22 protein-coding genes are annotated in these 24,801 nt (G+C 64.3%); 10 read left to right on the plus strand and 12 right to left on the minus strand.

The genetic code is table 11. The features are described 5' to 3' along the window. Positions 1–103: 103 nt before the first annotated feature. Together N2603_RS11420 and N2603_RS11425 are read left to right on the plus strand one after the other, a co-directional pair. A complete protein-coding gene (locus N2603_RS11420; protein WP_260388805.1) occupies positions 104–1,660 on the plus strand; it encodes an SUMF1/EgtB/PvdO family nonheme iron enzyme in 1,557 nt (518 codons plus the stop codon). 17 nt (positions 1,661–1,677) lie between these two features. Next, a complete protein-coding gene (locus N2603_RS11425; RefSeq protein ID WP_018641083.1) occupies positions 1,678–2,121 on the plus strand; it encodes a DUF4399 domain-containing protein in 444 nt (147 codons plus the stop codon). On the opposite strand, the gene N2603_RS11430 is transcribed toward N2603_RS11425, so the two are convergent. From N2603_RS11430 to pqqA, 10 genes are all read right to left on the minus strand, one after another. Beyond that, positions 2,122–3,177, minus strand: coding sequence for a 2-oxoacid:ferredoxin oxidoreductase subunit beta (locus tag N2603_RS11430; protein ID WP_080134168.1), 1,056 nt, complete (start codon positions 3,175–3,177; stop codon positions 2,122–2,124). 172 nt (positions 3,178–3,349) lie between these two features. Then, the gene (locus N2603_RS11435; protein WP_260388806.1) at positions 3,350–5,197 is read right to left on the minus strand and encodes a 2-oxoacid:acceptor oxidoreductase subunit alpha; all 1,848 of its coding nucleotides are present in this window, start codon (positions 5,195–5,197) and stop codon (positions 3,350–3,352) included. Continuing rightward, entirely contained in the window at positions 5,167–6,966 is a 1,800-nt protein-coding gene (locus N2603_RS11440; RefSeq protein WP_260388807.1) for an FAD-dependent oxidoreductase, read from the minus strand. The genes N2603_RS11435 and N2603_RS11440 overlap by 31 nt, the downstream gene beginning before the upstream one ends. Before the next feature lie 359 nt (positions 6,967–7,325). After that, a complete protein-coding gene (locus tag N2603_RS11445; RefSeq protein WP_260388808.1) occupies positions 7,326–8,003 on the minus strand; it encodes a DUF4286 family protein in 678 nt (225 codons plus the stop codon). Positions 8,004–8,028: 25 nt separating this feature from the next. Beyond that, a complete protein-coding gene (pip, locus tag N2603_RS11450) occupies positions 8,029–9,015 on the minus strand; it encodes a prolyl aminopeptidase (RefSeq protein ID WP_260388809.1) in 987 nt (328 codons plus the stop codon). Beyond that, on the minus strand, positions 9,005–10,198 hold the full coding sequence (gene pqqE, locus N2603_RS11455) for a pyrroloquinoline quinone biosynthesis protein PqqE (protein ID WP_260388810.1): 1,194 nt from the start codon (positions 10,196–10,198) through the stop codon (positions 9,005–9,007). Before pqqE ends, pip begins: the two co-directional genes overlap by 11 nt. After that, entirely contained in the window at positions 10,195–10,506 is a 312-nt protein-coding gene (gene pqqD, locus N2603_RS11460) for a pyrroloquinoline quinone biosynthesis peptide chaperone PqqD (RefSeq protein WP_260388811.1), read from the minus strand. The genes pqqE and pqqD overlap by 4 nt, the downstream gene beginning before the upstream one ends. Before the next feature lie 11 nt (positions 10,507–10,517). Further along, a complete protein-coding gene (pqqC, locus tag N2603_RS11465) occupies positions 10,518–11,297 on the minus strand; it encodes a pyrroloquinoline-quinone synthase PqqC (protein WP_260388812.1) in 780 nt (259 codons plus the stop codon). After that, on the minus strand, positions 11,294–12,223 hold the full coding sequence (gene pqqB / locus N2603_RS11470) for a pyrroloquinoline quinone biosynthesis protein PqqB (protein WP_260388813.1): 930 nt from the start codon (positions 12,221–12,223) through the stop codon (positions 11,294–11,296). The genes pqqC and pqqB overlap by 4 nt, the downstream gene beginning before the upstream one ends. Before the next feature lie 130 nt (positions 12,224–12,353). Then, on the minus strand, positions 12,354–12,434 hold the full coding sequence (gene pqqA, locus N2603_RS11475) for a pyrroloquinoline quinone precursor peptide PqqA (RefSeq protein WP_007595659.1): 81 nt from the start codon (positions 12,432–12,434) through the stop codon (positions 12,354–12,356). A gap of 260 nt (positions 12,435–12,694) precedes the next feature. Here pqqA and N2603_RS11480 point away from each other — a divergent pair, with 260 nt between their 5' ends. The 6 genes from N2603_RS11480 (at position 12,695) to N2603_RS11505 (ending at position 17,074) form a co-directional block, all read left to right on the plus strand. Beyond that, positions 12,695–12,952, plus strand: coding sequence for a DUF6894 family protein (locus N2603_RS11480; RefSeq protein ID WP_018641072.1), 258 nt, complete (start codon positions 12,695–12,697; stop codon positions 12,950–12,952). A gap of 214 nt (positions 12,953–13,166) precedes the next feature. Then, a complete protein-coding gene (locus N2603_RS11485) occupies positions 13,167–14,567 on the plus strand; it encodes an amidase family protein (protein WP_260388814.1) in 1,401 nt (466 codons plus the stop codon). A 2-nt stretch (positions 14,568–14,569) separates the two neighbouring features. After that, positions 14,570–15,046, plus strand: coding sequence for a glutathione peroxidase (locus tag N2603_RS11490; protein WP_260388815.1), 477 nt, complete (start codon positions 14,570–14,572; stop codon positions 15,044–15,046). A gap of 11 nt (positions 15,047–15,057) precedes the next feature. Further along, positions 15,058–15,300 (plus strand): DUF3297 family protein, encoded by a 243-nt coding sequence (locus N2603_RS11495; RefSeq protein ID WP_029674077.1) that lies wholly within the window; start codon positions 15,058–15,060, stop codon positions 15,298–15,300. 138 nt (positions 15,301–15,438) lie between these two features. Then, positions 15,439–16,608, plus strand: coding sequence for a D(-)-tartrate dehydratase (gene tarD, locus N2603_RS11500; protein WP_260388816.1), 1,170 nt, complete (start codon positions 15,439–15,441; stop codon positions 16,606–16,608). A gap of 178 nt (positions 16,609–16,786) precedes the next feature. Then, positions 16,787–17,074: a GIY-YIG nuclease family protein gene (locus N2603_RS11505; protein ID WP_260388817.1), complete on the plus strand. Its 288-nt coding sequence runs from the start codon at positions 16,787–16,789 to the stop codon at positions 17,072–17,074. Between the two features lie 297 nt (positions 17,075–17,371). Here N2603_RS11505 and N2603_RS11510 read toward each other — a convergent pair whose 3' ends face one another. Together N2603_RS11510 and N2603_RS11515 are read right to left on the minus strand one after the other, a co-directional pair. After that, complete coding sequence (locus tag N2603_RS11510; RefSeq protein ID WP_260388818.1) at positions 17,372–18,724, minus strand: malonyl-CoA decarboxylase; 1,353 nt, start codon at positions 18,722–18,724, stop codon at positions 17,372–17,374. Between the two features lie 374 nt (positions 18,725–19,098). Continuing rightward, the gene (locus tag N2603_RS11515; RefSeq protein WP_260388819.1) at positions 19,099–19,920 is read right to left on the minus strand and encodes an AraC family transcriptional regulator; all 822 of its coding nucleotides are present in this window, start codon (positions 19,918–19,920) and stop codon (positions 19,099–19,101) included. A 51-nt stretch (positions 19,921–19,971) separates the two neighbouring features. On the opposite strand from N2603_RS11515, the gene N2603_RS11520 reads away from it, so the two are divergent. Continuing rightward, on the plus strand, positions 19,972–21,144 hold the full coding sequence (locus N2603_RS11520) for an MFS transporter (RefSeq protein ID WP_260388820.1): 1,173 nt from the start codon (positions 19,972–19,974) through the stop codon (positions 21,142–21,144). Between the two features lie 1,265 nt (positions 21,145–22,409). Beyond that, entirely contained in the window at positions 22,410–24,671 is a 2,262-nt protein-coding gene (locus tag N2603_RS11525; RefSeq protein WP_260388821.1) for a cation:proton antiporter domain-containing protein, read from the plus strand. Positions 24,672–24,801: the final 130 nt, after the last annotated feature.

A 24,801-nucleotide genomic window follows, 5' to 3' on the forward strand; every position in this document is an offset into this window, starting at 1 on the left:
CATTCGACATTGTCCCCGTTCGTCGATGTGATAGCCTTCACAGGCGATTGCTCTTGGCAGTCGTAGAGTGGGGCCGCCTCTCGTCGCGCGTGGAGTCCCCGCAATGGGCGAAATTCGCAACTTCAGATCCGGAAATCAGGACGGGCAGCCCCCACACGGCCCCATGCCCCGTCGTCTTGCGGCGATCATTGTCGGCGACATCGCTTCCTACAGTCGCATCATGCAGGCCGACGAGGAGGGAACGCATGTCCGCGTCAAGCGGATCGAGCGGGATATCATCCAGCCCAGCATCGTCGAGCACCATGGCACGCTGGTGAAGACGACGGGCGACGGCTTCATCGCCATCTTCGATAGCCCGGTCGAGGCCGTTCGATGCAGCATCGTCATCCAGCAGAATCTCCTCGGCCGCAACGCCCCGCTTCCCAAGCATTCACGGCTCGAATACCGGATTGGCGTCAATCTCGGCGACGTCATCGTAGAGCCGGACGATATCTACGGCGATGGCGTCAACATCGCCACACGCATCGAAGGCATTGCGGAGCCCGGTCAGGTCTATATCTCGGGTGCGATCTACGAGCAGATCAAGCACAAGGTCGTATGCGGCTATGAATCGCTCGGGGACCGCAAGGTCAAGAACATCACCGATCCGGTGCGGGTCTATCGCGTGCTGCCGGACGCAGACGCAGTCGGCAGGACGCGCGGCCGGCGCGAGAGCATCCTGCTCTTTCTTCTGATCATGGCATTGCTGGTGATTGCCGGCTACGTGCTTTGGTACGTGCTGGTGCAGCACCGCAGCCAGGTGGGGCAACAGGCTGCCGCTCCTCCGATCGCGGCGCCGTCAGCTTCGCCGGTGCCGCAATCCGTTCCGAGCCCGGCGGTACCGGCGCCACAAGCCGCACCCGCGGCTTCGCCGTTGCCCACAACGACGCCGTCGCCCGCCGCATCGCCTTCACCATCTCCGGCATCCGTTCCATCGGTGACGGCGGTCCGAGAACCCGAGATGATCGCCATTCGCGGCGGCAGCTTCGCCATGGGAAGCAATGACGATCCGACGGAACGCCCGGTCCACCAGGTCACGATCAAGCCGTTCTCGATCGGCAAATATCCGGTGACCGTGCAGGAGTGGAACGAATGCGCCGCTGCGAAGGCGTGCTCCTTCACGGCCACCGGCAAAGACGACGCGCCGGTCAGCAATGTGAGCTGGACCGACGCGCAGCAATATGTGGCGTATCTCTCCCAGGCGACGAAGAAGCCGTATCGGCTTCCGAGCGAAGCCGAATGGGAGTACGCGGCGCGCGGCGGAACGCAGAGCAAGTATTGGTGGGGCGACAAGCTCCAGCCGGGCATGGCCGGCTGCAAGGATTGCGGCAACCTCGCCAGCGAGCAGCCGGCGAAGGTCGGCAGCTTCAAGCCAAACCCGTTCGGCCTGTACGACATGGGCGGCGGGATCGACCAGTGGGTCGAGGATTGCTGGCACAAGACCTATCAAGGCGCGCCCGGCGACGGCTCGGCATGGGCCGGCGGTGACTGCTCCTCGCACGTGCTGCGCTCGGGCTCCTGGAAGAACGATTCGCGATATGTGCGGCCATCCAACCGCGATGGTTACGACACCAATGTTCGTTATCCCACGCATGGATTCCGCGTCGCGCTCAGTCCGTAAGTCCTGGAGGGGGTTTGATGAAGATCATTTTTTGCGCCGCATTGGCGGCGGCGCTCGCATTGCCTCCCGGCGGAGCCTACGCGCAAGGCAAGACCGCGCCCAAGGACGCCAAGCTCTATTTCATCAGCCCGCGTGACGGGCAGAAGGTTCGCGGTGCATTCTGGGTCCGGTTCGGTTTGCGCAACATGGGCGTGACGCATGCCGGCGACGACTACCAGAACGCCGGCCATCACCATTTGCTCGTTGACGTCAACGATCCCATCGATCCCAAGGAGCCAATTCCGCAGGACAAGTCGCATCTGCACTTCGGCGCCGGGCAGACCGAAACCCAGCTCGAACTTGCACCCGGAACGCACACGCTGCAACTGGTGCTCGGCGACGCCAAGCACTATCCGTTCGAGCCGCCCATCGTGTCCGAGAAGATCACCATACGTGTCAGGCAACCAGTTGCCGGCAAGTGATCAGCGCAGGCTGGCGTTGATCTTGTCCAGCACCGCCGAGCCCGGGCAGAGCGTGTCCGCTTCCAGCGTGTTGAGCGGGGTCTCGACCGTATTGAGGTGCTCGTGCAGGTCCTCCGCGTCGGGGTCGACATAGAGCAGGCCGGTGACGATCTGGCCCTTGGCGGCGTGCTTCGCGAGGAAGGTCTGAGCGCCGAGACGATCATGCGGATCGTAGTCCGCGTCGATCTTGCGCAGCGCGATCTTGCTGCCGTCGTGCTGCTCGACCACCTGCACCGTGCCCGGCGCGTAGTCCACCGCGATCGGATCGCGGCCGACCAGCACGTCAAGCCGGTTCACGGCGTCATTGTGCTCGCGGACATAGTCGAAACTCTTGGTCGAGCCGGCGTGGTTGTTGAAGGCGATGCAGGGGCTGATGACGTCGATGAAGGACGCGCCCTTGTGGCCGATCGCGGCTGCGATCAGCGGCACCAGCTGGCCCTTGTCGCCGGAGAACGAGCGCGCCACGAAGGTTGCGCCCAGCTGCAGCGCGATCGCGACCAGGTCGATGGCATTGTCGGTGTTGGTGACGCCCTTCTTGCTCTTCGAGCCGCGGTCGGCGGTGGCCGAGAACTGGCCCTTGGTCAGGCCGTAGACGCCGTTGTTCTCGACGATATAGGTCATGTTGACGCCGCGCCGGATCGAATGGGCGAACTGGCCGAAGCCGATCGAGGCGGAATCGCCGTCGCCGGAGACGCCGAGATAGATCAGGTCGCGGTTGGCGAGGTTGGCGCCGGTGAGCACGCTGGGCATGCGGCCGTGCACGGAGTTGAAGCCGTGCGAGTTGCCGAGGAAATAGTCCGGCGTCTTCGACGAGCAGCCGATGCCGGAGATCTTTGCAACCCGATGCGGCTCGATCGAGAGCTCGTAGCAGGCCTCGATGATCGAGGCCGTGATCGAATCGTGGCCGCAGCCGGCGCACAGCGTCGAGATCTTGCCCTCGTAGTCGCGATGCGTGTAGCCGAGCTCGTTCTTCTTCAGGCCCGGATGATGGAATTTCGGCTTGGCAATATAGGTCATGACCGTTTCTCTCTGCTCCCTTGCCGCAATCCGACGTCTCTTTGCACACGGCCGGGCTGTCGCAACCGCACTCCGTCATTGCGAGCGAAGCGAAGCAATCCAGAGTCTTTCCACGGAGGCAGTCTGGATTGCTTCGCTGCGCTCGCAATGACGATGTGGATGCAGTTTGCCATCATGACACGGCCTTGCGGAGCGGGGTCACCTTGAGGTGATCCTGGTGGTCGCCAATGGCTTTTGCGATGTAGCGGGCGGTAATCGGTGAACCGTCGTAATGCACGATCGGAACGAGCCGGACGGGATCGATGCCGTTCTCGTTGACGATGAGCTGACGGAGCTGGCTGTCGCGGTTCTGCTCGACGACATAGACGAAGTCGTGCTCGGCGAGGAAGCTCGCCACGCTCGAGTGGAACGGGAAGGCGCGGATGCGCAGGCGATCGAGCTGATGGCCGCGCGCCTCCAGCAGGCCGATCGCTTCGTCCATCGCCGGCGAGGTCGAGCCGAAATAGATCACGCCATATTTGGTCGGCCGTTCCGCATTGGCCTGCAGCGGCCGCGGCACCAGGTCCTGCGCGGTCTCGAACTTGCGCACCAGGCGCTGCATGTTGTCGGCATAGACGGTGCCTTCCTCCGAGTACCGCGCATAGCGGTCGCGGGAGGTGCCGCGGGTGAAATAGGAGCCCTTGGTCGGATGTGTGCCGGGATAGGTGCGATAGGGAATGCCTTCGCCGTCGACGTCGAGATAGCGGCCGAAGTCGCGGCCCTCTTCCAGCATCTCCGCGGTCATGATCTTGCCGCGGTCATATTGCCGGGCGTCATCCCACTTCAGCGGACGGCAGAGCCGGTGGTTCATGCCGATGTCGAGGTCCAGCATCAGGAAGATCGTGGTCTGGAGACGCTCGGCGAGATCGAAGGCGGCAGCCGCGAACTCGAACGCTTCGGCCGGATCTTCCGGGAACAGCAGCACATGCTTGGTGTCGCCATGCGAGGCATAGGCGCAGGCGATGATGTCACATTGCTGGGTGCGCGTCGGCATGCCCGTGGAGGGGCCGGCGCGCTGGATGTTCATGATCACGGCCGGAATCTCGGCGAAGTAGGAGAGGCCGATGAATTCCGTCATCAGGGAGATGCCGGGGCCCGAGGTCGCGGTGAAGGCGCGCGCGCCGTTCCAGGAGGCGCCGATGACGATGCCGATCGAGGCCAGTTCGTCCTCGCCCTGCACGATCGCGTATTTCGCCTTGCCGGTCTCCGGATCGTGCCGGTACTTCTTGCAATGGGCGGTGAAGGCCTCCGCTACCGACGAGGAGGGCGTGATCGGATACCACGCGCACACGGTGGCGCCGCCATAGACGGCGCCGAGCGCGGCGGCGCTGTTGCCCTCGATGAAGATGCGGTCGCCGACCTTGTCGGACTTCTTCACGCGAAGCCCGATCGGGCATTTCAAATTCTGCAGCGCCCAGTCGCGGCCGAGATGCAGCGCATGGACGTTGGAGGAGAGCAGCTTCTCCTTGCCCTTGTACTGCTCGCCGATCAGATGCTCGATCAGCTTCGGGTCCATGTCGAGCAATGCCGACAGCGCGCCCAGATAGATGATGTTCTTGAACAGCTGGCGCTGACGCGGATCGGTGTAAGTCGAGTTGGCGATCGCGGTCAGCGGCACGCCGATCACGGAGATGTCGTCGCGGAATTTTGTCGACGGCATCGGCTTGGTGGAATCGTAGAACAGATAGCCGCCGGGCTCGATGCCGGCGACGTCCTTGTCCCAGGTCTGCGGGTTCATCGCCACCATCATGTCGACGCCGCCGCGGGCGCCGAGATGGCCGTCTTCCGTCACCCGCACCTCATACCAGGTCGGCAGGCCCTGGATGTTGGATGGGAAGATGTTGCGCGGGGACACCGGCACGCCATGGCGCAGGATCGCACGCGCGAACATCTCGTTGGCGCTGGCCGAGCCCGAGCCGTTGACGTTGGCGAAACGGACGACGAAGTCGTTTACGCTGCTGATCGGCTTTTTGTCGGACATGTCGAACCTGCGTGGGTCATATCGATGAAATATTTCTGCATGTCCCAGGCTCCGGTGGGACAGCGCTCGGCGCACAGCCCGCAATGCAGGCAGACATCTTCGTCCTTCACCATCACGCGCCCGGTCTTGAGGTCGCTGGAGACGTAGAGGTCCTGGTCCGGGCGCGGCGAGGGCGCCTTCAGGCGCTGGCGCAGATCGTCTTCCTCACCATTGTCGGTGAAGGTGATGCAGTCCATCGGGCAGATGTCGGCGCAGGCGTCGCACTCGATGCAGAGCGAGGTCGAGAACACCGTCTGGACGTCGCAGTTCAGGCAGCGCTCGGCTTCGCCCAGTGCGAGCTTGACGTCGTAGCCAAGCTCGACCTCGGCGCGGATGTCCTTCAGCGCGATCACCTTGTCGCGATGCGGCACCTTGAAGCGCTTGTCGTTGGAGATGTCGTTGTCATAGCTCCATTCGTGGATGCCCATCTTCTGCGAGGAGATTTGCACCTCCGGCAGCGGGCGCTCGGTGATGTCTTCGCCCGAGAGCATCTTGTGGATCGACAGCGCGGCGTCATGGCCATGCGCGACCGCCCAGATGATGTTCTTCGGCCCGAACGCGGCGTCGCCGCCGAAGAAGACTTTCGGGTTGGTCGAGACGAACGTCTTCGGATCGACCTTCGGCATGTGCCATTTGTCGAACTCGATGCCGCAATCCTGCTCGATCCAGGGGAAGGCGTTCTCTTGCCCGACCGCGACCAGCACGTCATCGCAGGGAATGGTCTGATCGGGGTCTCCCGAAGGCACCAGATTGCGGCGGCCTTTGGCGTCGTATTCGGGTTTGACGTGCTGGAAGGTGACGCCGATCAGCTTGCCGGCGACGTGCTTGAAAGCCACCGGGACCATGTAGTTGAGGATCGGGATGTCCTCGTGGAGCGCGTCTTCCTTCTCCCAGGGCGAGGCCTTCATCTCCTCGAAGCCGGAACGCACGACCACCGTCACTTTCTCGCCGCCGAGCCGGCGCGCGGTGCGGCAGCAATCCATCGCGGTGTTGCCGCCGCCGAGCACGATGACGCGTTTGCCGATCTTGTCGACATGGCCGAACGACACGTTGGCCAGCCATTCGATGCCGATATGGATGTTGGCGGCGGCCTCTTTCCGGCCGGGAATGTCGAGCTCGCGGCCGCGCGGCGCGCCGGAGCCGACGAAGATCGCGTCAAACTTCTCCGCCAGAAGCGACTTCATGCTCTCGATGCGATGGCCGCCCTTGAAGTCGACGCCGAGACCCAGGATGTAGCCGGTCTCCTCGTCGATCACCGAGTTGGGCAGGCGGAATTTCGGGATCTGCGAGCGCATCATGCCGCCGGCTTCGGGATCGCCATCGAACACGGTGCAATGATAACCGAGCGGCGCGAGATCGCGTGCAACGGTCAACGACGCCGGACCGCCGCCGACAAGGGCAACACGCTTGCCGTTCTTCGGCGAAGGCCGCGGCAGGCGCTGCTTGATGTCATCCTTGAAGTCGGCGGCGACGCGCTTGAGGCGGCAGATCGCGACCGGATTGTCCTCGACGCGTCCGCGGCGGCACGCCGGCTCGCACGGACGATCGCAGGTGCGTCCCAGGATTCCGGGAAACACGTTCGATTTCCAATTGATCATGTAGGCGTCGCTGTAGCGGCCTTGTGCGATCAGTCGGATGTATTCGGGAACCGGGGTGTGCGCAGGACAGGCCCACTGGCAATCGACTACTTTGTGAAAGTAGTCGGGGGCCGCGATATCGGTCGGTTTCATTCCTACCCTATCCGCGCAGGCTCAAAGACCCCCGCGGCCTTTTCTTGAGCTTGGCGAGCGCTTTATCGCGCTTCGATCCGGTTTCTGAATGACGTCATTGGGTTAGCTTATTAGAACCATTCCGAAGCACAACGGCAAATTTGGGTGATCACCGCCTTTCATGGGAGCTGCGCGTGCACAGCATTAACGCGCCGCGCGCAGCAATGCGGCGGTGCAATATGTTGCGATGCGCTCCATCCTCGTCATTGCGAGGAGCCCTTGCGACGAAGCAATCCAGAGTGTCGCCGCGGCTGCAAGTCTGGATTGCTTTGCTGCGCTCGCAATGACGGCTTGGCGGGCAGCGCAGCAATAGGCCCACGTTAGCTCCGCGCGATATCGCTCTTCGCGAGGTCCCACATCAGGCAGTAGGTGCCGACCGAGACCGGAAGCGGGAAGGGTGATGCGGCGGGACCGGTAAAGCGCTCGGCGATGACAGCCGAGACTGCGCCGACGTGGGTGCCGTCGATCAGCACGAACCAGTCGCGCGCGCCCTCGTTGCGCACCGCTGGAATGTCCGCCGTTGCGCCCGACAATTCCGGCTCGCTCTCGAGCAGATGCATCGAGATGATGCCCTCGCGCTCCCCTGGCGTCAGCTTTTCTTGCAGTGCATCACGCCATGCCCCAGCATTTTCAGGCGTCGGCCGCAGCCGTACCATGCCGAGCGCAGCGCCGCGGCCCGTGCCGTTGCTGATGGTGATGCGCGCGACGACGCGCAGCATGTCATTGAAACGCGCCATGCTCCGCCGCGACCATTCGGTTTGGTTGGCGAGCCGCGCCCGGTAGGCCGGACTGTCGAGCACGTCGAGCGTCGCAGTCGAATACAGGGAGAGATATTTGGGATTGGCGGCGTGCGCGACATAGCGCCGCGCTTCCAGGAAACCCTCGATCGCGACGCGCTCTTCCAGATGCTCGCGATCGTACCAGCGATTGAACTCGGCCTCATCTGAAGCGTCGATGTTCATCGACGTCAGCAGCATGCCTTTCCCGGCGAGCGGCATTTTCTTGTGGTCCTGTTATTGCGCCTCAGCGCGCGGCCTTCGAAGCAAGATCCGCGATCGACTTCATGACCGCGTCCCTCACGCCGCCATCATAGAGCGAATGCCCGGCTTCTTCCACGATGCGAATCTCGGAACCAGGCCAGACTCCTGCAAGCGCATGCGATGTCTCGGGCGGGCACAACAGGTCGTAGCGTCCCTGGACGATGATGCCGGGGATGCCCTTGAGCCGGCCCGCGTTCCGCAGCAACTGGTCTTCGGTCATGAAGCTGTCGTTGACGAAATAATGCGCTTCCATGAACGGGGTCGCCGGCAATGTGCGCCAGACGTTCAGCGACGCGAGGTCGAGCCGTGTCTTTGCAGGCTTGTGCTCGGACAAGATGCGCTCGGTGTCGTGCCAGGCCTTCGCCGCCGGGCCATGCACGGCCGGGTCGGCATCGAGGATGCGGCGCCAACAGGCGTCGACCGGCTGGTCCCGCTCCTCGGGGGGCAGCACGCTGAGGAAGTCCCCGTAAAGCGCGGGATAGAATTGCGACAGGCGCGTCGTGAAGGCCGTCACGACTTCGGCCCGCGTGCCCAGGAAGGTTGCGCGAAGCGCGAGACCTAAGACGCGCTCGGGATGCGCCTCTGCATACGCCAGCGCCAGCGTCGCGCCCCAGGAGCCGCCGACCACCATCCAGCGCTCGAAGCCGAACTTCTCGCGGATCTTCTCCATGTCCGCGACCAGGTGCGCCGTGGCGTTGTGCTCGCGCGATCCCTTGGGACGGCTGCGGCCGCAGCCGCGCTGGTCGAACAGCACGGCGCAGAAACGGTCGGGATCGAACAGCCGGCGATGATCGGGCTGGCAGCCGCTGCCGGGCCCGCCATGCAGATAGACCGCGGGGATTCCGTCGGCGCGGCCGACGCTCTCGACATAGAGCTCATGGCCGTCGCCGACATCGAGCATGTCGGAGGTCAGCGGCGCAAAGGGGTCGGCACGCCTGACCGCTGTGCCTGCGTCGGCGTCAGGCGTCATTCTCGGATTCCAGGGTGCCGCCGGCGAAGTTGCGGTAGAGGAAGCGGTTGGTCTCGCCCTCGGCCTCGCGCTCGGCCTGCTTGAAGATGGTCTCGTGCAGCGGCGACAGCGCGCAGGCCGGATCGGTGTTGGCGGCATCGCCCGTCAGCGCAAAGGCCTGGCAGCGGCAGCCGCCGAAATCGATCTCGCGGAATTCGCAAGACTTGCAAGGCTCCTTCATCCAGCCGGTGCCGCGATAGCGGTTGAAGGCCTCGGAGTTCTGCCAGATCCAGGCGATCGAATGGTTGGAGCGCACCGATTCGAAATCGAGCCCCGTGATGCTCTCGGCGGCGTGGCAGGGCAGCACCTTGCCGGCGGGCGAGATGTTGAAGAACTGCCGGCCCCAGCCGCCCATGCACTTCTTCGGCCGCAGCGCGTAATAATCCGGCACGACGTAGTCGATGGTCAGCCGGCCCTTGAGCTGCTCGCGCGCCTCCTCGACGAGGCGGGTGCACTCATCGAGCTGCGCCACGGTGGGCATCAAGGCGGCGCGGTTCTTCAGCGCCCAGCCGTAATATTGCACATTGGCGACCTCGAGCCGGTCGGCATCGAGATCGATCGCCATCTGGATGATGTCGGGGAGCTGATGCAGGTTCTGCCGGTGCATCACCGCGTTCACGGTGAGCGGCAGGTCGAGCTCGCGCGTCCATTTCGCGACTTCAAGCTTCTTGCGATGGCCGTTTTTGTACCCGGCGACGCGATCGGCAAGGCCTTCCTCGACGCCCTGGAAAGAGATCTGGACATGGCAGAGCCCGGCGTCGGCGAGCTCGCTGAGCTTCTCGCGCGTCAGCAGCACGGCCGAGGTGATGAGATTGGTGTAGAGACCGGCGTCGCTGGCATGCTTCACCAGCTCGACGAGATCTTTCCGCGCCGTCGGCTCGCCGCCGGAGAAATGCACCTGCAGCACGCCGATCTCGGCGAGCTCACTCAGCACTTTCTTCCACTCATCGGTGGTCAGCTCCTTGCCAGAGCGGTCGAGCTCGACCGGGTTGGAGCAGTAGGGGCATTGCAGCGGGCAGCGATGCGTGATCTCCAGCAGCACCGCGAGCGGAATCCCAAAAGTCTCCGCCGTCGAGCGCTGTTTCTCCAATACCGCGAGGCTGTCGCTCATCCCGGGCTGGATGTTGCCGAGCACGTCGGTCATGACGTCTTCTCCCGGACCTCGGTGAGGAAGCCCTTGTCGGCGAGATCCTGCAGCATGGCGATGACGTCGGTCAGGATCGCCTCGCGCGGCGCGGCGTATTTCGCGGCCAATTGATCGGCGACGTCGCCGACATTGCGCTCGCCGTTGCAGAGCTGCAGAACCTCGACTGCGATCTCGTCCGGCGCCAGCACCCGCTCCGGCGCCAGGATCACCCAGACTTGTCGCGTCTCGTCATATTTCAGCTTGGCATGCCGCGGCAGCACGGGGCGGCTTGCCTCGCTGACGCTGATGTTCCGCGGCCCGGCCATTGCTCTAATCCTCAGCTCGCTTTGGGCACGAACGCGCCCGGCGGAATGTTGCCTTCGACATAGGCGTGCTGGAGCGCATCGAGCTGCACCCACAGCACGTTGGTCTTGAAGATCAGCGCGTTGCACACAAGCGCGCGCTGCTCCGGCGTCGTGGCGTGCGCCTTGACGTAGTCGAGCGCGAAATTGGCATCGCGCGGCGCCTGCGTCAGGCGGCGCTTGAAGTAGCTCATGATATCAGGATTGACGAAGTCGTAATGCTCCAGCATGCCGGAGATGCGCTCTTCATGCAGGTTCGGCGCGAACAGCTCGGTCAGCGAGGAGGCGATCGCCTCCAGCGGGCTTTTTTCGCGGCAGTAGTGGACGTAGGCCTCCACCGCGAACCGCGTCGCCGGCAAGATGCCTTCGGTCGATTCCACGTAAGCGGTGTCGAGCCCGAGCCCTTCGGTTAGCTTCAGCCAGCGCTCGATGCCGCCCTCGGAGCCGACATCGCCGTCATGGTCCTCGATGCGGTGGCGCCATTCCACGCGCGTGGCGCGGTCGCGGAAGCGCGAGATCACCACCGCGTCCTTGATCGGGATCGTGCTCTGGTAATAGTAGCGGTTGAGCGCCCAGGCCTGCACCTGGCCCTTGCTCAGCTTGCCGCCGTGCAGCAGCTTATGGAACGGATGCAGGCTGTGATAGCGCGTAGCTCCGATGTGGCGCAGCGTCGCCTCGAGCTCCTCGGCGCTGGTGAGCCTGATGTCCTTGCCGATCGAGAGCGCGGTCATTCCAGTCATTGACGCGGCATTCACAGCACGATCTCCGTTCCATCCCCAGGTATCTGCCAGCCCGCTTGTTCGACCGTTTTTCGCTCGCTTGAGCCGGGCAGCAGCGCGGGGTTCGAGTTATTGATATGCAGAAATATCTTCCTGTCGATATCGAGATCGGCGAGCCGCGCGATCGCGCCGTCGGCGCCGGACATCGCGACATGGCCCATGCTCTTGCCGGTTTTGTGGCCGAGCCCGGCCCTGATCATCTCGTCATCCTGCCAGACCGTGCCGTCGAAGAACACCAGCGCCGCGCCGTCGATCTCGGCCTTCAGCGCGTCGGTGACCTCGGCGCAGGCGGCGATGAAGTAGAAGCACTTGCCGGTGGCCTTGTCCGTGATCTTGAGGCCCAGCGTATCGCCGTCGCCGGTCTCGCCGCCCGGATGGGCCTTGCCTTCGAGATACCAGGCCGATTTGCCGGGTACGGCAAAGGGCAGCACCTCGAGCCCCGAGCGGGCGCCGTCGGGCAGCCGCGGCTCGAACGGCTCGCTGACACCGATCGGCTGGCGCTTGACGTTCTTCTCGTTCAGCACGTTGAAGATGCTGTTGCTGGCAAGGATCGCCAGCACCTTCTCATGGGCATAGACCGTGAAGGGCGAGCCCTCGCGCATCGACAGCAGGCCGGCCACGGCATCGACTTCGCCGTTGGTCAGGATCACGCCCGCAACCGGCGTATGGCGCAGCGCGCCCGCCTTGGGATGCAGCTGCGGCGTGGCGTTCAATTGCTGGCGAAGATCGGGCGAGGCGTTGATCAGGAACCAGTGCTCGCCATCGCCGCTGAAGGCAACCGAGGCCTGGGTTCGATGGAGCTCGTGTCCATAGCTGCGGGCCGCGCGGCAGCCCTCGCAACCGCAATTCCATTGCGGCACACCGCCGCCGGCCCCTGCGCCCAGGACGACGACGCGAAGCATGATCCGTCTCCTGGAGGGAACGTCGCGAGGTGGATCTCAGGCCGAGACAGTTTCGGACAAGGTTTCTGTCCCCCGGAAACGTATCGTGACCGCAAGAACCACCTGCGCAGAACGCGTACTCACCAACCGCTCACTTGCGGGTAGCGCTCACATACATGTTGATTTCCATGCCACAGGGCACTTCGACGATCTTCGGGGCTTTCCAGGCCATTTGGCTCTCCATTTTCGCGAAACCGGACGTATCCGCCCGCAGATAAAGTAATGCGGGCGGAAAAGTTCGCCAGTGAAATTTTCCCGACCTAGGTAGTAGACGGCAGGATTGTTGCACCGCAAAGAGAGCGTATTGCGGCCGTAAAGATGAGCGAATGACATCCGCAAAATTGCCGATAGGTCGTGATCCCTGTCGGGATAAACCAGTTGTGAGTATAGAACGGCTTCCAATCGGCCACAGGCGACCCCATTGGATCAGGCATGCCCAGATATTTCTTCAACACCCGTATCGGCGACGAATTGATCGTGGATCCTGACGGCGAGGATCTGCGCAATCCCGATCGCGCCTGGGAGGTCGCCCGCCAGATGATCCTGGAGGTCCTGAAATCGGAAGGAACCCAGCCGGCGCTGCTGGAGGCGGTCATCGAGGTCACCGATTCCGACGGGGACATCGTGCTGGAGTTTCCCTTCACCGAGGCGCTGCTGGACATGCCGGACCAGTCGGCGACAAGGCATTAGAGGCCCCCAGCTCTCTCCTCCGTCATTGCGAGCGTAGCGAAGCAATGCAGAATCCCTCCCCGGAGGCAGTCCGGATTGCTTCGTCGCAAGAGCTCCTCGCAATGACGGGGAATGAGGCACCACCCGGCACCAAACCCGCCCTTCGCCCCTGCGAAATCCGCATGGCTTTGCCGCGTTCCCGGCGCTAAAAGACGCCGGTCATACGGAGCAAGCCATGCAAGATCTCTGGCGCCTGTCGGCCGCCGACCTCGCCACCCTCGTCAGGTCCAAAAAGGTGTCCGCCAGGGAGGCCTCCAAGGCCGGCCTCGACCGCCTCGACGCGGTCAACCCTGCGCTCAACGCCGTGATCGACCACCGCCCGGAGGATGTGCTCAAGCAGGCCGACGCCGTCGATGCCGCCATTGGCCGGGGCGAGGACCCCGGCGTGCTCGCCGGCGTGCCCGTCACCATCAAGGCGAATGTCGATCAGGAGGGTTTTGCCACCACCAACGGCCTCAAGCTGCAGCGCGACCTGATCGCGCACGAGGACAATCCGGTTGTCGCCAATTTCCGCAAATCCGGCGCCATTCTCCTTGGTCGCACCAATTGCCCGGCCTTCTCCTATCGCTGGTTCACCACCAATCTGGTCCATGGCGACACCAAGAACCCGCGCGACGCCTCGTTGACGCCGGGCGGCTCCTCCGGCGGCGCCGGCTCGGCGGTCGCGGCCGGTATCGGCCATATCGCCCATGGCACCGACATCGCCGGCTCGATCCGCTATCCCGCCTATGCCTGCGGCGTGCACGGCCTGCGCCCGACGCTCGGCCGCATCCCGGCCTTCAACCCGGTGCTGCCGGAGCGCCCGATCGGGCCGCAGATCATGGCGGTCTCGGGCCCGCTCGCCCGCACCGTCCACGATTTGCGCATCTCGCTCGAAGCGATGTCGGCCCGCGACGTCCGCGACCCCTGGTTCGTGCCGGCCCCGCTGGAAGGCCCGGCGCGGCCCAAGCGCGCCGCGCTCTGCCTCAATCCGAACGGCCTTGCCACGACGCCGGAGGTGAAGGCTGCGGTGAGCGATGCCGGCAAGCGCCTGGAGCGCGCCGGTTGGACCGTTGACGTCATCGAGGATACCCCGCCGATGCGCGAGGCGGTCGAGTGGCAGATCAAGCTGTGGCTCGGCGACGGTTATGAGGCGCAGCTTGAAATGGCCGAGCGCGAGGGCGATCCCGGCGCGCTGGCCTGCCTGCGCGGCAATCGCGCAAGGGTCACGCCGATGGATCAGGCGAACTACGCCAAGGCGCTGACCCGAAGAGCCACGCTGACGCGCGACTGGATGCTGTTCTTCGAGAAATACGCCGTGCTGCTGACGCCGGTCTCCGGCGAGCTGCCTTTCCCCGATCATCTCGACCGCAAGGATGAGGAGTCCTTCAAGCGCGTCTGGGAAGCGCAGCTGCCGCAGATCGCGATTCCGTTCATGGGCCTGCCGGGCCTTGTGGTCTCCACCGGCCTCGTCGGCAAGGCGCCGGTCGGCGTGCACATCGTCTCCGGCCGTTATCGCGAGGACCTCTGTCTCCTCGCGGGCGAAGCGATCGAGGCGGGCGGCGTGCCGCCGTCGCCGATCGATCCCGTGGGTTAGCGATGTCGGTGATCTACGACTTCAAGGCCAACTCGCTCGCCGGCGAGGAGGTGCCCATGCGCCGGTTCGAGGGACAGGTGCTGCTGATCGTCAACACCGCGAGCAAATGCGGCTTCACGCCGCAATATCGCGGCCTCGAGGATCTCTATCGCGATCTGTCGCCGCGCGGCTTCTCCGTGCTCGGCTTTCCCTGCAACCAGTTCGGCGCGCAGGAGCCGGGGCAGGCGAGCGAGATCCAGGAATTCTGCTCGACCCATTACGACGTCACCTTTCCCCTGTTCGAGAAGATCGACGTCAATGGCGCCAATGCGCATCCTTTGTACGAGTACCTGAAACGTCAGCAATCCGGCCTGCTGGGGGCCTCCATCAAATGGAATTTCACCAAATTCCTGGTGGACCGTGCCGGCAAGGTGATCGCGCGCTACGCGCCGACGGCCCGGCCCGAAGGGTTGCGGAATCAAATCGAAACACTGTTGTGAGCGAGACAATCATGAGCGACGAATTTCCCGACCGCCTGTCGGTCGACCCGAACAGCCCGTACTACAACGCGGACATCCTGGCGCGCGACGTCGGCATCCGCTTCAAGGGCATCGAGAAGACCAATGTCGAGGAGTACTGCATCAGCGAAGGCTGGGTCCGCGTCACCGCCGGCAACGCCAAGGACCGCCACGGCAACCCGCTGACCATCAAGGTGCATGGTCCGGTCGAGCCGTATTTTCGGGATAAGAAATAGTTTGAGCTGAGCGCGCTGCTCTCTCCTCGTCATTGCGAGCGAAGCGAAGCAATCCAGAATCTTTCCGCGAGTGGCAGTCTGGATTGCTTCGTCGCTTCGCTCCTCGCAATGACGAAAACAACTACTGAGGCCACCCCCATGTCCGTCCGCATCGTCGACGTCCGCGAGATCACAAAACCGATCTCCTCCCCGATCCGCAACGCCTATATCGACTTCACCAAGATGACGACCAGCCTCGTCGCCGTCGTCACCGACGTGGTGCGCGACGGCAAGCGCGTCGTCGGCTACGGCTTCAACTCCAACGGCCGCTACGGCCAGGGCGGGTTGATCCGCGAGCGTTTTGCTTCGCGCATCCTGGAGGCCGATCCGAAATCGCTGCTGGATAGCGCGAGCGACAATCTCGACCCCGACAAGGTCTGGGCCGCGATGATGACCAACGAGAAGCCGGGCGGTCATGGCGAGCGCTCGGTCGCGGTCGGCACCATCGACATGGCGGTGTGGGACGCGGTGGCCAAGATCGCGGGAAAACCGCTGTTCCGCCTGCTCGCCGAGCGCCACGGCGTCAAGGCCAATCCGCGCGTCTTCGTCTATGCCGCCGGCGGCTATTACTATCCCGGCAAGGATCTCTCGATGCTGCGGGCTGAGATGCGCGGCTATCTCGATCGCGGCTACAACGTCGTCAAGATGAAGATCGGCGGCGCGTCGATCGACGAGGACCGCACCCGCATCGAGGCGGTGCTGAAGGAGATCGGCAAGGACGCGCAGCTCGCCGTCGACGCCAACGGCCGCTTCAACCTCGAGACCGGCATCGCCTACGCCAAGATGCTGCGCGATTACCCGCTGTTCTGGTACGAGGAGGTCGGCGATCCCCTCGACTACGCGCTGCAGGCAGCCCTCGCCGAATTCTATCCCGGCCCGATGGCGACGGGCGAGAATCTCTTCAGCCACCAGGACGCCCGCAATCTCATCCGCTACGGCGGCATGCGCCCCGACCGCGACTGGCTGCAATTCGACTGCGCGCTGTCCTATGGCCTCTGCGAATACCAGCGCACGCTCGAGGTGCTGAAAACCTACGGCTGGTCGCCAAGCCGCTGCATCCCCCACGGCGGCCACCAGATGTCGCTGAACATCGCAGCCGGCTTAGGCTTGGGCGGCAATGAAAGCTACCCCGACCTGTTCCAACCCTACGGCGGCTTCCCCGACGGCGTCCGTGTCGAGAACGGCCACATCACGATGCCGGATCTTCCGGGCATCGGGTTTGAGGGCAAGTCCGATCTGTACAAGGAAATGAAGGCGCTGGCGGAGTAGCCCGGCTGCAGCAACAGCTTCCGTCATTGCGAGCGCAGCGAAGCAATCCAGAATCTCTCCGCGGAGGCAGCCTGGATTGCTTCGTCGCAAGGGCTCCTCGCAATGACGAGGTGGCGAAATCCTCGCAATCATCTCTTGGTTGTGATATCGTAGAGGCTATCCTCAGCCGAGTACGATCATGAAGCAACCCTGCGTGTACATGTTCGCCAATCGCCGCAATGGGACGATCTACACAGGTGTCACCTCCAATCCGCCGCGCCGCGCGTTCGAACATCGCCAGGGATTAGTAAAGGGCTTTTCATCGAAGTACGGGTGCAAGCTCCTCGTCTGGTACGAGTTGCACGCCACCATGACCGACGCGATTGCGCGCGAGAAGCAGATCAAGGGTGGCAGCAGGGAAAAGAAGCTCGCGTTGATCGAGAGCCTCAATCCAGACTGGACGGATTTGTACGAGACACTGATCTGACCGCGCGTCCAGCTTGGGCAGTCCGGCGCAGGTCGTCGCCACATCCTCCGTCATTGCGAGCGCAGCGAAGCAATCCAGAGTCTCTCCGCGGAGACAGTCTGGATTGCTTCGTCGCAAGGGCTCCTCGCAATGACGGTGGAGAGAGCTGCGCCGCTCGTAGGCATCTAGGCCCGGTGGACTTGCGTGAGCCGTCGCCACATCCTCTGTCATTGCGAGCGCAGCGAAGCAATCCAGAGTCTCCCCGCGAAGACAGTCTGGATTGCTTCGTCGCAAGGGCTCCTCGCAATGACCAGATGCCTACGACAGCCGCATATCCAGCAGCCGCCGGCCTTCGCCCTTGAGCAGCTTCTTCACCGCGCTGGACGCCACGACCTCGCCGTCATTGGCGTAGGCTTCGTGGTTCTTCTCGATGTCGTCTAGGCGGTAGAGGTAGTTGACCATCACGCCGGCGGACTCGCGCACGCCCTTCGGCGAGAGGTCGCCCAGCCAGTTGATGCGTTCAAGACGCGCGCCGTTGCCGAGATGGAAGCGGGCGACGGAATCGATCAGCCGGCCCTTGGGCGTGCGCGCCTTCAGGAAATAATAGGCGGCGAGCGGCTCCAGCACGCTGCGGAGCAGCGTCGTGGTTTCGGGGCTCTCGAACCATTTGGGATCGTCGAGGCGCTTCAGCACCTCGCGGTCCTCGTCCGACAGCGGCAAATCCTTGTCCTGCTTCACCCATTGCATGAAGCCCGGCACCGGCGACAGCGTCACGAAGGTGTCGAGCTTCGGCGTCTCGCGGCGCAGCTCCTCCACCACCTGCTTGATCAGGAAGCTGCCGAAGGAGATGCCGCCAAGGCCGCGCTGGGTGTTCGAGATCGAATAGAACACGGCGGTGCGCGCCTTCTCGATGGGAAGGTGCTGGCGATCGACGGCAAGCAGCGGCGCGATCGCGCCGGGGATGGTCTCGGTCAGCGCCACCTCGACGAAGATCAAGGGCTCGTCCACCATCGCCGGATGGAAGAAGGCGTAGCAGCGGCGGTCGACCGGATCGATGCGGCGGCGCAGATCGTCCCAGTCGCTGATCTCGTGCACGGCTTCGTAACGGATGATCTTTTCGAGGATGTTGGCCGGGGTCGACCAGTCAATCCTGCGCAGCACGAGAAACCCCCTGTTGAACCACGAAGAGAGGAGATGCGAGACGTCGCGATCGAGCGCGGCGAGATCGGTGTGCCCGTTCATCATCCCGAGCAGGTCGGCGCGCATGGCGACGAGATCGCCGGTGCCGCCGGGCGCGCGGTTGAGGCGGCGGATCAGCTCCTGCCGTCGCGGCTCCGAGGCGAAATGCAGCGAGCTGGCGTCCTCGTCGGTCGGCTTGGCGCGCCACTTCTCGATCGCCGCCGACAGGCGTTCCCGGTCCGGGCCGAAGTCGCGCACCAGCGCCTCGAAGAAGGCGCGGCGTCCCGCCGCATCCAGATCCCGGTAGAGATCGAGCACCTCGCGTGCCATCGCCGTGCCGGAGGCTTCGCCCCGGCCCGACAGCAGCGCGCCGCAGAGCTCGATCAGCCCGTCGGCATCCTGTCTGGTGTCCGCGCTGTCGCCGCGGCGAAGCAGCGTGCGGCCGCGCTCGGAGATGGTGGCGAGCAGGTCGGAGAAGAAGGCGTTGGCCATCTGGACTTTTCGAATCCGGTTTTGTGCGGTGCCGAAGCTTACACGGGATTTAGGCGGAAGCCGATCACAATCAAGCAGGGGAATTTTGTATCTTTAGTTGGGCCGTGCGTTTGGAGAATGGCCGCATGTCCCGGCTTGCACCGCTGCCGTAGGGTGGGCAAAGGCGCACTTGCGCCGTGCCCACCATCTCTCGACGATAGCGAAAAAGTCGTGGGCACGCTTCGCTTTGCCCACCCTACGGCTCGGTGGCGTGTGGAAAACAAGGCGGCTGCCTCACGCGCCGTCATTGCGAGCGTAGCGAAGCAATCCAGACTGCCACCGCGGAGGGATTCTGGATTGCTTCGCTGCGCTCGCAATGACGAGGTTGGGCAGCCCTACTTCCCCGCAAACTCCGTCGGCGTTCGCCCCGTCACCTGACGGAACGCCGCCGAGAACGCCGGCACGCTGGCATAACCAAGCTGGGTCGCGAGCTGCTTCACCGACACGCTCGCATCCGTCGATATCCGCTGGATCGCTGCCGCAATGCGGGCGCGCTGGCACCAGCTCTTGAAGCTCAGCTGCGTCTCGCTCGAGAACAGCCGCGACAGCGTTCGCGCGGAAGTTCCGACCTCGCGCGCCAGCGTGTCGATGTCGTGCAGGCCGGTAGGATCGTCGAGCACGATCATCGCCGCACGGCGGCAGCGCGGCTCGCGCGGCAGCGGCACGAAAGTCGCGGAATCCTCGGCCTGGTGCAGTTCCAGCATCACCAGCCGCACCAGCAGCTCGGTGCGCTCCTCGGTATTCCGCGCGTCGAACAGCGCGAGGATCGCCTGGTTCAGCAGCGGCGACACCCGCACCACGAATTCCCGGGTCAATCCCTCATAGCGCTTTTCGCGCTTGAGCCAGGACAGGTCGAAATACAGCGTGCGCATCTCGATGTCGGCGAGCAGGTCGAGGGCATGCTCGAGCCCGGCCGGCACCCAGACCGCGCGGTCCGGCGGCACCAGCCAGCGTCCCCCGGGCGTCGTCACCTGCATGGTGCCGCGTGCCGCATAGATCAGCTGCGCCTCGCGGTGCATGTGCAGGTCGATCCGCATGCCCTTGGGATAGTCGCGCGCGACCAGATGCACGCCCGCGGGCGAGCGATGGTTGCTCCGGACCTCCCGCAGGATTGGCGTTTCCAAGATTGGCGTTTCCAAGACAGTCATTGGCAGCATCCCGTCATGGGTCCGACATATAACTCATTTCGGAGCAGGAGAGGATTCGTAATGAACAGCCCCAGCCGGGTCATCAGTTTCGTCAACGCAGGCCATTTCATCGACCACTATTCGATGCTGATCTTTGCCGCTGCCGTGATCATCATGGGCCCGGCGCTCGGCATGGCCTATTCGGAGCTGCTGCCTTACGCGACGCCGGGCTTCATCGCCTTCGGCGCCGGCTCGCTGCTCACCGGCTGGCTCGGGGACCGCTGGAGCCGCCGCCACATGATGCTGATCTTCTTCGTCGGCATTGGTGCCTCCATGATCTCGGTCGGCTTCGTGCAGACGCCCGTGCAGCTCGGCGCCGCGCTGCTCGCGATCGGCATCTTCGCCTCGATCTACCATCCCGTCGGCACCGCCATGATCGTGTCATATGCCGACCGGCTCGGCCGCGAGATGGGCATCAACGGCGTCTGGGGCAATCTCGGCGTCGCTTCGTCCGCGCTGGTGACCGGCGTGATTGGCCAATATCTCGGCTGGCGCTTTGCCTTCATCGTTCCCGGCGTGGTCACGGTCCTGATCGGCATTGCCTTCGCGATGATGGTCGTGCACGAGGACCGCAAGGGCTCGAAGCAGTCGGCGGCGCAGGCGCGGGTGGCAAAACAAGACATGTGGCGCGTGATCCTGGCGCTGCTGATCGTCGTCATCGCGATCTCCACGACCTTCAATGCCGTCACCGTCGCGCTGCCGAAGCTGTTCGCGGAGCGGCTCGCCGATCTCACCAAAAGCCCGGCGCTGCTAGGCGTCATCGCGGCCTGCGTCTACGTGTTCGGCGCGATGACGCAGTACACGATCGGCCGGCTGCTCGACCGCTACTCGCTGAAGACCGTAGCGCTGCCGCTGTCCTTCATGCTTGCGCCGTTCCTGTATCTCGCCGCGAGCCTGGATAACCTGCCGTTGATTCTGGTCTCGATCGGCATCGTCATGGGCGCGTTCGGGCAGGTCACGGTGAACGATGCCATGGTCGGCAAGTACACCACGGAAGAGTGGCGCTCGCGCGCCTATGCCGTGCGCTATTTCGTCGGCTTCACCGCGGCCGGCGCGTCCGTGGGCCTCGTCGCCTGGCTCTACGAGCAGGGCGGCTTCGTCACCATGCTGCACGCCTTCGCCGCACTCTGTCTGCTCGCGATCGTCGCTGCGCTGATCCTGCCGCGGGAGATCCGGACGCCGCAGCCGGCGTGAGGGCGCATCGCTCCCGTGTCCCGGACAAGCTGCAACGCGGGAGCGTTGCGGCGCAGAGCCGGGACCCAGACGCCGCGAATTCCCGTCTCGCATGGGCACCGGCTCTGCAGCGCACCGCCGAAGTGGCGCTGCGCTGCGTCCGGGGCACGAACGGGGGCGTAAGGCCGGGACTCTCACCACGTCGTCATTGCGAGCGAAGCGAAGCAATCCAGAATCCCTCCGCGGAGGGACTCCGGATTGCTTCGCTGCGCTCGCAATGACGGGGATGTGGCGGCCCCTTGCGCAACTCTCTCCACTCGTCATTGCGAGGAGCGCTTGCGACGAAGCAATCCAGAATTCTTCCGCGGAGGGATTCTGGATTGCTTCGCTGCGCTCGCAATGACGGGGGATGTGGCGGCCCCTTCCGCAACTCTCTCCACTCGTCATTGCGAGGAGCGCTTGCGACGAAGCGATCCAGAATCGTTCCGCGGAGGGACTCTGGATTGCTTCGCTGCGCTCGCAATGACGGAGGATGTGGCGGCCCCTTCCGCAACTCTCTCCACTCGTCATTGCGAGGAGCGCTTGCGACGAAGCAATCCAGAATGTTTCCGCGGAGGGACTCTGGATTACTTCGCTGCGCTCGCAATGACGGGGGATGTGGCGGCCCCTTCCGCAACTCTCTCCATTCGTCATTGCGAGGAGCGCTTGCGACGAAGCAATCCAGAATTCTTCCGCGGAGGGACTCCGGATTGTTTCGCTGCGCTCGCAATGACGGGGGATGTGGCGGCCCCTTCCGCAACTCTCTCCACTCGTCATTGCGAGGAGCGCTTGCGACGAAGCAATCGAGAATCTTTCCGCGGAGGGACTCTGGATTACTTCGCTGCGCTCGCAATGACGGGGGATGTGGCGGCCCCTTCCGCAACTCTCTCCACTCGTCATTGCGAGGAGCGCTTGCGACGAAGCAATCCAGAATCTTTCCGCGGAGGTACTCTGGATTGCTTCGCTGCGCGCGCAATGACGGGGGATGAGGAGGCACCCGGCCCATGCCACCCATGATGCCATTCTGCCCCTGTTTTGCCCGACGGAGCAAGCCGTTTCGGGAACACCGAAATTTTCTCGAGCTTTTTCAACGCCATCTCTACTGTGCATGGGGTTGTTCTCGCACTTTTTGTTTTCACCCCCTTAATCCCCGCCGCGAGCGACGGGAACCCGCTCCACCTCCCGCGGGTTCTATCCCTGTGGCCCGGCAACCTTGCCGGGACAGCAAAAAGGGACAAGACACCTGCATGCAGTGGAGCCTGCTCCGACCGGTCGGCCTCGTCCCCGCGGTGCTCGTCCTCACCACCATTGCAGCGGGCGCCGAAGGCGGCAAATCGGCCGGCCCCTCCGAGTCCCTCCTGATTCTGCAGATCGTGCTGCTGATCGTCGTCGGCCGCGGCCTCGGCGAGATCATGCAGCGCATCGGCCAGCCCTCGGTGATCGGCGAACTGCTCGCCGGCATCCTGCTCGGGCCGTCGCTGCTCGGCTGGCTCTGGCCGGAGGCGCAGCACGCCATCTTCCCCAAGACCCCCGAGCAGAAGGCGATGATCGACGGTATCGCCCAGTTCGGGATTCTTTTTCTGCTGCTGCTGACCGGCATGGAGACCGACCTCAAGCTGGTCAGGAAGGTCGGCAAGGCCGCCATCGCGATCTCGATCGCCGGCATCGTCGTGCCCTTCGCCTGCGGCTTCGCCCTCGGCGAGTTCCTGCCTGACGCGCTGCTGCCCGATCCGCACGCGCGCCTCGTCGCCTCGCTGTTCATGGGCACGGCGCTGTCGATCTCCTCGGTGAAGATCGTCGCCGTGGTCATCCGCGAGATGAACTTCATGCGCCGCGATGTCGGCCAGATCATCGTTGCCACCGCCGTGATCGACGACACCATCGGCTGGATCATCATCGCCGTCATCTTCAGCCTGGCCTCGCAAGGCACGCTCGACGTGGCCTCGGTCGCCAAGGCCGTACTGGGCACGCTGGCCTTTCTCGTGCTCAGCTTCACCATCGGCCGCCGCCTGGTGTTCCAGCTGATTCGCTGGGCCAACGACACTCTCGTCAGCACCGCGCCCGTCATCACCGTGATCCTGCTGCTGAGGGGCACGATGGCGCTGATCACGCACCTGATCGGCGTGCACACCGTGCTCGGCGCCTTTGTCGCCGGCATCCTGGTCGGCGAATCCCCGATCCTGACGCGGCAGATCGACGAGCGTCTGCGCGGGCTGATCTCGAGCTTCTTCATGCCGGTGTTCTTCGGTCTCGCGGGCCTTGCCGCCGATCTGTCGGTGCTGCGCGATCCCGAGCTGCTGATGCTCACCGGCCTCCTGGTCGTCATCGCCAGCGTCGGCAAGTTCGGCGGCGCGTTCGTCGGGGGCACCGTGGGCGGGTTGAACTATCGGGAGTCGCTCGCGCTCGCCAGCGGCATGAACGCGCGCGGCTCGACCGAGGTGATCATCGCCACCATCGGCCTGTCCATCGGCGTGCTCAGCCAGAACCTGTTCACGATGATCGTGACCATGGCGATCGTGACCACGATGGCGATGCCGCCGATGCTGCGCGCGGCGCTGGCCAGGCTGCCGATGAGCAAGGAGGAGAAGGAGCGCCTGGAGCGCGAGGAATTCGAGAGGCGCGGCTTCGTCGCAAATCTCGAACGCCCTTTGCTCGCCGTGGACGAGAGCGTCAACGCCACCTTTGCCGCCCACATCGCGGGCCTGATCGCCGGCATGCGCGGACTGCCGATCACCGTGCTGCATGTCGGCAAGCGCGCCACGGAGCAGGAGAGGGGCCGCAGCGGGGAGGGGAGCCATGAAGCCGTGGTGAAGCGGGCGGCCGAAACGGTCGCTTCCGATCCCGAGGCCGGGAACGTCGATGTGACGACGCGGGTTCGCAGATCGGACCTCGGCGAAGCGGTCGGCGAGGAAGCGAAGAAGGGTTTCGATCTCCTCGTCGTCGGCATCGACAAGGTCATCGCGACCAGGGATCGCTTCGACAGGAAGGTCGAGGACATCGCCGCTCAATTCGAAGGGCCGCTCGCGATCGTGGTGGCCAAGGGCAGCCACCTGAAGCAGCCGGTGCCCGACGGGCTCAACATCCTCGTCCCGGTCTCCGGCAGCGCCGTCTCCAAGCGCGGCGCCGAGGTCGCGGTCGCGCTGGCGCAGGCCGGATCAGGCTCGCTGCGTGTGATCTATGTGGCGACGACGCGGGACAAGGGCGCGCAACGCGGGGTGTCGCGTGGCCTCAGCCAGGAAACGGGCATCCTGAAGGACGCCAGCGATCTCGCCGCCCGCTACGATGTCGATATCATCACGACGCTGCGCGTGAACCGGTCGCCGGAGGCTGCGATCCTGCGCGAGATCGACACCACCGACGTCGATCTCGTGGTCATCGGCGTCGACCGCATCCAGGCCGATCATCTCTCCTTCGGCGGTGTCGCCGACGCCGTGCTGAGACAGTCGAAGGTCTCGGTGCTGCTGGTGTCGAGCGGCGAGGCACGGCAGACGTCGGCGGAGAAGGCCTAGTGAGGGGCTGTAGCCGCGCAGGCGGTGCGCCCCCTCTCCCGCTTGCGGGAGAGGGCCGGGGAGAGGGTATCTCCTCATTGGGACATTCCCCTTTTCGCCGATCCCTCTCCAACGTCATTGCGAGCGCAGC

It is taken from the genome of Bradyrhizobium huanghuaihaiense, assembly GCF_025200885.1.
Lineage (GTDB): Bacteria > Pseudomonadota > Alphaproteobacteria > Rhizobiales > Xanthobacteraceae > Bradyrhizobium > Bradyrhizobium huanghuaihaiense.

Excerpts from the sequence above, each read along its gene's own strand:
- N2603_RS11440 (WP_260388807.1), bottom strand. The coding sequence starts at position 6,966 with ATGAAACCGACCGATATCGCGGCCCCCGACTACTTTCACAAAGTAGTC.
- pqqA (WP_007595659.1), bottom strand. The coding sequence starts at position 12,434 with ATGGCCTGGAAAGCCCCGAAGATCGTCGAAGTGCCCTGTGGCATGGAA.
- N2603_RS11490 (WP_260388815.1), top strand. The coding sequence starts at position 14,570 with ATGTCGGTGATCTACGACTTCAAGGCCAACTCGCTCGCCGGCGAGGAG.
- pip (WP_260388809.1), bottom strand. The coding sequence starts at position 9,015 with ATGACGCCTGACGCCGACGCAGGCACAGCGGTCAGGCGTGCCGACCCC.
- N2603_RS11520 (WP_260388820.1), top strand. The coding sequence starts at position 19,972 with ATGAACAGCCCCAGCCGGGTCATCAGTTTCGTCAACGCAGGCCATTTC.
- N2603_RS11485 (WP_260388814.1), top strand. The coding sequence starts at position 13,167 with ATGCAAGATCTCTGGCGCCTGTCGGCCGCCGACCTCGCCACCCTCGTC.
- N2603_RS11515 (WP_260388819.1), bottom strand. The coding sequence starts at position 19,920 with ATGCTGCCAATGACTGTCTTGGAAACGCCAATCTTGGAAACGCCAATC.
- N2603_RS11430 (WP_080134168.1), bottom strand. The coding sequence starts at position 3,177 with ATGACCTATATTGCCAAGCCGAAATTCCATCATCCGGGCCTGAAGAAG.
- N2603_RS11435 (WP_260388806.1), bottom strand. The coding sequence starts at position 5,197 with ATGTCCGACAAAAAGCCGATCAGCAGCGTAAACGACTTCGTCGTCCGT.
- N2603_RS11425 (WP_018641083.1), top strand. The coding sequence starts at position 1,678 with ATGAAGATCATTTTTTGCGCCGCATTGGCGGCGGCGCTCGCATTGCCT.
- pqqE (WP_260388810.1), bottom strand. The coding sequence starts at position 10,198 with ATGACCGACGTGCTCGGCAACATCCAGCCCGGGATGAGCGACAGCCTC.
- tarD (WP_260388816.1), top strand. The coding sequence starts at position 15,439 with ATGTCCGTCCGCATCGTCGACGTCCGCGAGATCACAAAACCGATCTCC.
- N2603_RS11495 (WP_029674077.1), top strand. The coding sequence starts at position 15,058 with ATGAGCGACGAATTTCCCGACCGCCTGTCGGTCGACCCGAACAGCCCG.
- N2603_RS11505 (WP_260388817.1), top strand. The coding sequence starts at position 16,787 with ATGAAGCAACCCTGCGTGTACATGTTCGCCAATCGCCGCAATGGGACG.
- N2603_RS11445 (WP_260388808.1), bottom strand. The coding sequence starts at position 8,003 with ATGCCGCTCGCCGGGAAAGGCATGCTGCTGACGTCGATGAACATCGAC.
- N2603_RS11510 (WP_260388818.1), bottom strand. The coding sequence starts at position 18,724 with ATGGCCAACGCCTTCTTCTCCGACCTGCTCGCCACCATCTCCGAGCGC.
- N2603_RS11420 (WP_260388805.1), top strand. The coding sequence starts at position 104 with ATGGGCGAAATTCGCAACTTCAGATCCGGAAATCAGGACGGGCAGCCC.
- pqqB (WP_260388813.1), bottom strand. The coding sequence starts at position 12,223 with ATGCTTCGCGTCGTCGTCCTGGGCGCAGGGGCCGGCGGCGGTGTGCCG.
- N2603_RS11480 (WP_018641072.1), top strand. The coding sequence starts at position 12,695 with ATGCCCAGATATTTCTTCAACACCCGTATCGGCGACGAATTGATCGTG.
- pqqD (WP_260388811.1), bottom strand. The coding sequence starts at position 10,506 with ATGGCCGGGCCGCGGAACATCAGCGTCAGCGAGGCAAGCCGCCCCGTG.
- N2603_RS11525 (WP_260388821.1), top strand. The coding sequence starts at position 22,410 with ATGCAGTGGAGCCTGCTCCGACCGGTCGGCCTCGTCCCCGCGGTGCTC.